The sequence below is a fragment of the Flammeovirga aprica JL-4 genome (assembly GCF_012844305.1).
Lineage (GTDB): Bacteria > Bacteroidota > Bacteroidia > Cytophagales > Flammeovirgaceae > Flammeovirga > Flammeovirga aprica.
The window spans coordinates 1-5692 of the sequence record NZ_JABANE010000214.1; the positions used below are offsets into that span (position 1 = coordinate 1).

The 5692-nt window shown below is 34.3% G+C and carries 5 protein-coding genes; 1 reads left to right on the top strand and 4 read right to left on the bottom strand.

The window, feature by feature from the left end; all coding sequences use genetic code 11:
- Positions 1-68: 68 nt before the first annotated feature.
- From HHU12_RS32955 to HHU12_RS32970, 4 genes are read right to left on the bottom strand one after another with little or no spacing between them, the layout of a single operon-like run.
- A complete protein-coding gene (locus tag HHU12_RS32955) occupies positions 69-743 on the bottom strand; it encodes a hypothetical protein (protein WP_169660982.1) in 675 nt (224 codons plus the stop codon).
- Positions 730-1098, bottom strand: coding sequence for a GntR family transcriptional regulator (locus HHU12_RS32960; RefSeq protein ID WP_062619481.1), 369 nt, complete (start codon positions 1096-1098; stop codon positions 730-732). The genes HHU12_RS32955 and HHU12_RS32960 overlap by 14 nt, the downstream gene beginning before the upstream one ends.
- A 1-nt stretch (position 1099) precedes the next feature.
- Positions 1100-1903, bottom strand: coding sequence for a hypothetical protein (locus HHU12_RS32965; protein WP_169660983.1), 804 nt, complete (start codon positions 1901-1903; stop codon positions 1100-1102).
- A 1-nt stretch (position 1904) separates the two neighbouring features.
- Positions 1905-2723, bottom strand: coding sequence for an ABC transporter ATP-binding protein (locus HHU12_RS32970; protein WP_169660984.1), 819 nt, complete (start codon positions 2721-2723; stop codon positions 1905-1907).
- A 270-nt stretch (positions 2724-2993) separates the two neighbouring features.
- On the opposite strand from HHU12_RS32970, the gene HHU12_RS32975 reads away from it, so the two are divergent.
- The gene (locus HHU12_RS32975; RefSeq protein ID WP_169660985.1) at positions 2994-5348 is read left to right on the top strand and encodes a TonB-dependent receptor domain-containing protein; all 2355 of its coding nucleotides are present in this window, start codon (positions 2994-2996) and stop codon (positions 5346-5348) included.
- The last annotated feature ends 344 nt before the right edge of the window (positions 5349-5692 follow it).

A 5692-nucleotide genomic window follows, 5' to 3' on the forward strand; every position in this document is an offset into this window, starting at 1 on the left:
TTGGTAAACAGTTGTTTCTTCAATTTTCAAAAGCTCATTTTTAGTTATACTTTAAAATGTCTCAATACTTAGTTGTAATAATAATTAATCTTCGAACTTGAGTCTTTTGACAAGTTTGCGTCTCCAGGATTATTAATCGTAACAAAAGCTTTATTTGAGATTTTTCCTTCAACTACTTTCGTACTACTCCAATTATTAAACTCCGATTTTTCTATATCCAATTTCAAAGAATCACATTTTACTCTTGAATGAAAATTGGAATGATTGATTCCCTTTATTTCTAACTTGGATAACGCAGTTTCTGAATAAATACTTGCTTCTGTATTATCTAAATCCAACTTCAAAGTAGACCCATTAAAATGATCAAATCCAAACTTGGAAGATGTCGCTTCTATATTTAGTTCTTCTAATGGAAGCTTTACTTGAAGACGTTTTATTTTATCTTTCAACTCTGCTGGAATTTCAGCAAGAATCAATGTATCTCCTTTTAGTTCATAAGGAAATTCGACAGGCTGAACATCTTCTTTAAAATACACTTTAAACTCAAAGTCATCCGATGAAGAAATTGAAACATAATAGTTGGTATTCTGAATAGAAAGGGAAGAGTAAGCAGACATCTTTTGTACTGAACTATTTTCTACATTTACTTTCTTTCCTCTAGCTACCGAAACAATGGCTCCTGTTATGATAAAAAGAGTCACACTGCTTAAGAGAGCGATTAAATATATATTACTTTTCTTCATGGTATAAGTCTTTTAGGTAGTTTTGAAGTTCATCAAATGAGATTTCCAATTTGTTGGCCTGTTCTACTGTTTCGGGTAATACCTCATTCAAGAATTCTTCTTTTCTATCTTTGATGATGGTTTCTTTGGCACCTTGGCTTACAAAGTATCCTTTACCTCTTTGAGTATAAATGATGCCTTCTTGCTGTAAAACCGCATATGCTTTGATGGTTGTATTAGGGTTCACGCCTACAATACCGGCCAGCTCTCGAGTGGAAGGAATTTTTCCTTCTTCAGTATATTCTCCTTCCATAATTTTATCTTTTACATCATCACCGATCTGGGTGAAAATGCTTTTCGTATTTTTAAATTCCATCTTACAACTCTTTTTCTTTCAACTTCAAATAACTACAATACACAAATACCACATTGGCTAAGAGCATAGAGAACAAAACAAAATGGATTGCCGAAGATGAATCGGAAAAGAAGAACAGTGGATGATCGTTTGAAACATATTCTTGAACACCCATTTTTTCGAAAATCAGAAAAACTAAAAGTCCATGAAAAATAAAGTATGCTGTCACACTAAGTACCGATTTGATCAATGGCCACTTTGTGAAAACTGAATTACCCGTAAACATAACATTCATGATACTCCACGGTAATAAAAAGACCATCAAAATACCCATTTGACGAAGGTAGAGCTTGTCTTCTGAACCATTTACTAGTGTATCTTCAATGACATTGGTAATAAATGTAAGTCCTGTATAATTTATATTTTCATTGAAAGTCTGATGTATTTCTCCTTCTACCATGTAAGTAAAAAGAATCAGAAAAGGGACGATAAAGACGCCCACTAAAACGGTGGACATATATTCAAATAAGAACTTTTCGAAATGTGATACAGGAAAAGTCAAGAAAGTAATCAGCTTCTTCGGTGATCTAAAAGGAAGAAAAGAACGGTTAACAACCGCCGTTGCCACCACGATATAGGCGAAAATAAATAGTCCAAATAAATCATCATTTGTAATCGGAGAGTCGTTGGTAGCACGAATCAAAAACAAAGCGACAAAAATAAAAGAGACTACTGCACCTATTCCATATAAAAAAAGCTGTTTTTGGTTATTTAGTTCTAAAGTAATATATCGACTAAAACGCTGCGCATTAAATAGATTATTCATATTAGATAAATTTTTTATAGTCATTCATTAAAGCATTGAAAAACAGTTCAAGGTCTACTTGTGTATCTTCTTGATCCTGTTTTGGAGAGATGGTTTTGTAACCACCCAAAATCGGTTCCGCATAAAGCGTTTCAGTTACTTTGAGTTGTTGCACCTTTAGGAAATCATACTTTTGAGTAAGATCAAAGATGGATTCGTTGTAAATCACACCTCCATTATCCAACACTATCAAATGATCGATAATCGTATCGATATCTTTCACCTGATGCGTAGAGATCAAGATCAGCTGATCGTCTTCGAAATTTCCTGCCATGATCTTTCTGAAAATCGCTTTGGAAGGAATATCCAAACCATTAGTAGGTTCATCCATCAAAATCAACTCTGCTTTAGTCGCTAACGCAAAAGCAATGATTACTTTTTTGGTTTGACCGTAAGAAAGTCCTTTGATGTTGAGTGTATCTGTCAACTCAAACTTTTCCAACAACTCCACCATCATGCTTTTATCAAAACGGGGATAAAAGGGAGCGGTGTTATTGACAAATTCTTTAATGCTCACTGGAGGAAGTTCAAACTCTTCCGGCACTAAAAACATTTTGGATAAGTAAGAAGGTTGTCTTTGAAAAGGAATTTCTTCCAGAATATTCATTTCACCTCCTTTTGGTTGGATCAAACCACTCATCAATTTGAAAAAGGTACTTTTGCCTGCACCATTTTTTCCGAGGACACCCACAATTTTCCCTGCATCTAATTCCAAGTCCAATTGATCGATGATAGTTGCTTTTTTTGAATAACTAAATTGAAGATTATTAATTGACACCATATTATTTATAGTTATTTTTCTAAGTGCACTACCTATATAGTGCACTGTAAAGGTGTGGCATTTTTTTAGGATCTCCAAATTTTTTTGAAAAGAAATTGAATAGGGAGTTGGGTGATCTAGTGCCAATCTGTAAAAACCTTTGACAAAACACTGTAAAAAAAATTGACAGTTTGAAAAACTGGCACAAACATAAAACACTGATAATATGATGGTTAATAAAAAGAGATCACTTTTTCTATTCTGTTTGGCATACTTAAAAACATGAAACAGATGAAAAATTTAATCGTAAAACTTATTACCGTAATCGGTCTACTAGTGTCAACTGTTGCAAATGCAAACACTGCAACATCTTCTATCTCTGGCGAAGTATTGGATCAGCAAACTAATCAAGCTATTGCTTATGTTACTGTCGCATTACTCAATACTGAAAACAAAATTGTAGGTGGTGGTATTTCTGATGAGAATGGAAAATTCAAAATCAAAAACGTAAACTACGGAACGTATACTATCGAGGTTCAATCAATCGGTTATGAAAAAATCCACCAATCGATCAACGTCAATAAAAGAGCAATGGACTTGCCTTCTTTCTATATGCTGGCAAGTGCTGAGGAATTGGAAGAAGTAGTTGTAAAAGGACAACGATTAAATATTGAAAGAGGGATCGACAAGAATGTTATCAATGTGAGTGAGGGAATGATTGCTGATGGTAATTCGGTATCTGAAGTGTTGAATACTGTTCCTGAAATCAGTGTGGGAACAAATGGTGAAATTAGCTTAAGAGGAGAATCGAATGTAAGAATCCTTATCGATGGAAAGCCTTCACAAATGAGTGCTGAACAAGTATTACAAGCACTTCCTGCAAGTTCTATTGAAAAAATTGAAGTGATCACTAACCCTTCTGCTAAGTATGATCCTGATGGACTTTCGGGTATTATCAATGTGATCACAAAGAAAGAAAGAATGCAAGGATTCAATGGTAACCTTAGTTTGAATGCTGGATCTAGAGAGAAATATGATGGTTATTTAGGGTTAAACTACCGTCATAAAAAGTTTAACTTCTTTGCTCAAGGTACTTATTATGACAATAGAATGGAAGAGGAAACTACACGTGATTTAGCTTACAAAAACCCTGAAACACCATCTCTTTCACAAAGCGGAGACCTTATCAAAAATACATTCTTTGGTAACTATAAAGTTGGGTTTGATTACTTCTTAGATTCTACCAATACGATTACTTTCTATTATGAAGGTTCAAGCTATCAGCATAAAGAAAACTTCAACTATAGTAACAGATATTTTCTTGGTGAAGAAGAAGTCAACAATATTTCAGAAAATGGTTTAAAAGATGCACTTTCCACTCAAAATGCATTTAGCTTGAATCACCGTAAAGACTTCAAAAAAGGTGCTTTGGAAACAGATCTTTTTTATGGTAATGCAGAGGTGGATATGAATGCTGCTTTTAATATGGGAGATGAAATGGTTTCTGAAAACATATCGAAATTATATGGTCATTTTGGAATTGTAAAATTGGATTACAATCATCAGATCGACGATAAATCTTCATTCGAAGTTGGGTATAAAGGTGAATTATTCGACTTGGATACTGATCAAAGAAATGCAAGCCAAGAGAGTGATATCAATTACAATTACCACTACTTAATGAATGTTCAGTCTATCTACGCTTCTTATCAAAGATCTTTAGGAAAGAAATTTACATTAAAAGCGGGTTTAAGAGGTGAAAGTGCAACAATTGATGGTACTTTACTTCAAGATCAAGAACGTGAGAAATTCAATATAGACTACACGAGTTTGTTCCCTTCAGTACACTTGGTTTACCAAATCAATGACAATAACCGTTTGGGATTGAGCTACAGTAGAAGAATTAACCGTCCGAATATTTTATCAATGATTCCAGTGGAAAACAGATACAACTCTACCTATGTAGAAGTCGGTAACCCTGATCTTCAACCTTCATATACCAACTCATTCAGCTTGGATCACAACTACAATAAAAACAAGTTCGGTTTGAACACAAGTGTATATGTAAGACATAGTACAAATATCATGAGATCAGTATTGAATTATGATGAAGAAAGAGATTTGAATATCGCTAAAACAGTCAATTTAGGATCTTCGTTTACTGGTGGGGCTTCAGTTTCTGCCAACTATGCCATCACTGATTGGTGGTCTGTGGACATGAATGTCAATATGTATTACTTGGAAATTTCTGATGAAGATGAAAATCACACCATTCCTGAAGAAGCTAATCCTATCAACGTTTCTGCAAAATTGAATACCAATTTGACATTACCTCACGGTATCGCAATGTCCATCAATGCTCGTTACGCAGGTCAGAGATACGATGCTCAACAAATTGTAGATCCAAATTATGGATTGAATATGGCCGTGAGAAAATCAGTATTGAAAAATAAAGGAAGAATAACATTGAAAGTGGACAACATCATCAATAGTGGTTATTCTAGCACAAACTATAATAAAGACTTCGTTGAAAATTCTTTCTACTTACAAGAAACACCAATCTATAGAGCTTCTTTCTCTTATATGTTCGGTGGTCAGTTCAAGGGTAGAAAAAATAGAAAACTTCATTCATCTGGCGGAATGTAAAAATTCTTCTTACAATTTTTAAGTATACTAATGGGTTCAAGTCTGAAAGGGCTTGGACCTGTTTTTTTTGTTATGGAAAAATGGTGGTTTGTGATGGTTCGTGAGCCACAAGGCATTGTGACTCTACAAAGCCGTATCATTTCCCGACAATATCGCAAGTGTTAAGGCGAAAGCCGTCACTTGTGATTAAACATTGGCGAAGTCTCCCGACTTCGAAACATGTAACCTTTTTTATTTCGAAGTCGGGAGACTTCGCCAATAAACAGTTCCAAGTGACGAACTGTGTTTAAAAGCAAATTTATTTCATAATTCAACCAAATTTTATTTTGGTTTTGTTTTTTGTA

Coding starts and splice junctions, on each gene's coding strand:
- HHU12_RS32960 (WP_062619481.1), bottom strand. CDS start 1,098: ATGGAATTTAAAAATACGAAAAGCATTTTCACCCAGATCGGTGATGAT.
- HHU12_RS32970 (WP_169660984.1), bottom strand. CDS start 2,723: ATGGTGTCAATTAATAATCTTCAATTTAGTTATTCAAAAAAAGCAACT.
- HHU12_RS32975 (WP_169660985.1), top strand. CDS start 2,994: ATGAAAAATTTAATCGTAAAACTTATTACCGTAATCGGTCTACTAGTG.
- HHU12_RS32955 (WP_169660982.1), bottom strand. CDS start 743: ATGAAGAAAAGTAATATATATTTAATCGCTCTCTTAAGCAGTGTGACT.
- HHU12_RS32965 (WP_169660983.1), bottom strand. CDS start 1,903: ATGAATAATCTATTTAATGCGCAGCGTTTTAGTCGATATATTACTTTA.